This window comes from Bifidobacterium hapali (assembly GCF_002259755.1).
Lineage (GTDB): Bacteria > Actinomycetota > Actinomycetes > Actinomycetales > Bifidobacteriaceae > Bifidobacterium > Bifidobacterium hapali.
Genome location: NZ_MWWY01000072.1, coordinates 1 through 3096 on the forward strand (window position 1 = coordinate 1; position 3096 = coordinate 3096).

Sequence of the window (3096 nt, forward strand, 5' to 3'; positions counted from 1 at the left end):
CTGTTGGGTCCCCGGATCGCCACCCGCGACTTGGTCGCGTGCGGTTTTCCGGATGTCCCCTTGGGGCGGTCGGCCGGCCGGTGTGCCGTGTCCGGATCGTTTCTTGGGTGCGTGGTGGTTTGAGAACTGGATAGTGGACGCGAGCAGGATCACAATGGTGAATGCATGCTGTGGTGTGTGTTTATGATTGTGTGTTCTGCTGTTTTTTCGCTGGGCTGCATGAACTGTTTTGGTTTGTGTGGTCTGGTTGTTTGATCGTTTTGTGATCGTTAGTGTGATGATTTGTTGTCGAGTGTTTGTTACTCGTTGGTTGCTTGCAATTGCTGGTTGTGTGGTGATTGTGGGTAAGGGCGTGTGGTGGATGCCTTGGCAGACAGGACCGATGAAGGACGTGGTGGGCTGCGATAAGCCTCGGGGAGTTGCCGAATGAGCGTTGATCCGAGGGTGTCCGAATGGGGTAACCCGGCTACTGTTGTGGGTAGTCACCGGCTTTGGCCGGGGGGTACGCAGGGAAGTGAAACATCTCAGTACCTGCAGGAAAGGATACTCCGTGAGTAGTGGCGAGCGAAAGCGGATGAGACTAAACCTTGTGCGTGTGATACCCGTCGGGGGTTGCGTGTGAGGGGTCGTGGGAGATCGTTTTTTCAGTGCCGACGTGCTGGACGCGAGTGAGAAAATTCTGGTTGAGGTGAACTGGTTTGAAGACCGGACCGTAGAGGGTGATAGTCCCGTAGCTGGTTGATCAGGGTCTCGTGGATGGTGTTCCCAAGTAGCTCGGGCCTCGTGGAATCCCGAGTGAATCTGCTCAGACCGTTGGGTAAGTCTAAGTATTCCTGTCTGACCGATAGTGTACTAGTACCGTGAGGGAAAGGTGAAAAGCACCCCGGGAGGGGAGTGAAAGAGTTCCTGAAACCGCGCGCTTACGATCCGTCGGAGCCTTTTTGTGGGGTGACGGCGTGCCTATCGAAAAATGAGTCTGCGAGTCAGTGGCATGTGGCGAGTATAACCCGTGTGGGGTATGCGTAGCGAAAGCGAGTCTTAAATGGCGTTGTGAGTCGTGTGTCCTGGACCCGAAGCGGGATGATCTAGCCCTGAGCAGGTTGAAGCATGGGTAAGACTGTGTGGAGGACCGTACCCACCTGGGTTGAAAACCGGGGGGATGACTTGGGGTTAGGGGTGAAAGGCCAATCAAATTCCGTGATAGCTGGTTCTCTCCGAAATGCATTTAGGTGCAGCGTTGGTTGATTGCGTCTGGGGGGTAGAGCGACTGGATGCTTGCGGGCCCGTATTGGGTACTAATAGCAGCCAAACTCCGAATACCTGTGGCGTGTATGCTGGCAGTGAGTCGGCGGGGGATAAGCTCCGTCGTCAAAAGGGAAACAGCCCAGATCGTCGTCTAAGGTCCCTAAGCGTGTGCTAAGTGGGAAAGGATGTGGAGTCGCATAGACAGCCAGGAGGTTGGCTTAGAAGCAGCCATCCTTGAAAGAGTGCGTAACAGCTCACTGGTCTAGTGGTTCCGCGCCGACAATGTAGCGGGGCTTAAGCACACCACCGAAGACACGGCAATAGTTTTGTCTATTGGGTAGGAGAGCGTCCTGTATGGGGTGAAGCTGTGGTGTAAACCTATGGTGGACTGTATGGGAGTGAGAATGCAGACATGAGTAGCGAGAGCGGAGTGCGAATCTCCGCCGCTGGATGACTAAGGGTTCCGGGGCCACGTTCGTCGTCCCCGGGTGAGTCGGGTCCTAAGGCGAGGCCGACAGGCGTAGTCGATTGGATGAACGGGTTGATATTCCCGTACCAGTATGAGACCGACAGAACTGAGGCCATGAGTACTAACCTTCACTAATCATTGATCCAGCTTTCGGGTTGGTGATGTGGTTGGTGTTGGGATTGTAGTGGTAGTAGGTTGACACAGGAGTGACACAGGAGGGTAGCCGGCTGTGGAGGTGGTTTTCCATGGTTAAGCGTGTGGCCTGTATTCTAGGTAAATCCGGAGTACATTAGGGTGAGGCGTGATGATGGGAGCGTATGCTCGAATTCGGTGATCCCATGCTGTCGAGAAAAGCTTCGGTGTTAGGGCTTGTACTGCTCGTACCCTAAACCGACACTGGTGGTCAGGTAGAGAATACTAAAGCGATCGAGCGAATCCTGGTCAAGGAACTCGGCAAATTACTCCCGTGCCTTCGGTATAAGGGAGACCCCTGATGGTGAGAATATGTACTGTTGGAGCTGTTGGGGGTGGCACAGGCCAGGGGGTAGCGACTGTTTACCAAAAACACAGGAGCGTGCGAAGGCGTAAGCCGCTGTATACGCTCTGACGCCTGCCCGGTGCCGGAAGGTTAAGAGGATCCGTTAAACTTTGGTTGAAGCGGTGAATTTAAGCCCCGGTAAACGGCGGTGGTAACTATAACCATCCTAAGGTAGCGAAATTCCTTGTCGGGTAAGTTCCGACCTGCACGAATGGCGTAACGACTTCCCCACTGTCTCGACCAGGAGCTCGGCGAAATTGCAGTACGAGTAAAGATGCTCGTTAAGCGCAGAAGGACGAAAAGACCCCGGGACCTTTACTATACCTTGGTATTGGCGTTAGGCGCGGATTGTGTAGCATAGGCGGGAGACTGTGAAACTGTGGCGCTAGCTATAGTGGAGTCGTAAGGTGAAATACCGCTCTGTTCTCGTTTGACGTCTAACCACAGCACGTTATCCGTGTTTGGGACAGTGCCTGGCGGGTAGTTTAACTGGGGCGGTTGCCTCCTAAAGAGTAACGGAGGCGCTCAAAGGTCCGCTCAGCCCGGTTGGTAATCGGGTGTTGAGTGTAATCGTACAAGCGGGCTTGACTGTGAGACTGACGGGTCGAGCAGGGACGAAAGTCGGAGATAGTGATCCGGTGCCGGCGCACGGGCGTGGCATCGCTCAACGGATAAAAGGTACCCCGGGGATAACAGGCTGATCATTCCCAAGAGTCCATATCGACGGGATGGTTTGGCACCTCGATGTCGGCTCGTCGCATCCTGGGGCTGGAGCAGGTCCCAAGGGTTCGGCTGTTCGCCGATTAAAGCGGCACGCGAGCTGGGTTCAGAACGTCGTGAGACA

1 rRNA gene is annotated in these 3096 nt (G+C 54.7%); it reads left to right on the plus strand.

Annotation, left to right across the window (positions count from 1 at the left end):
• Nucleotides 1–334 precede the first annotated feature (334 nt).
• Nucleotides 335–3096 (plus strand): 23S ribosomal RNA (locus tag BHAP_RS11335); the annotation flags it as partial.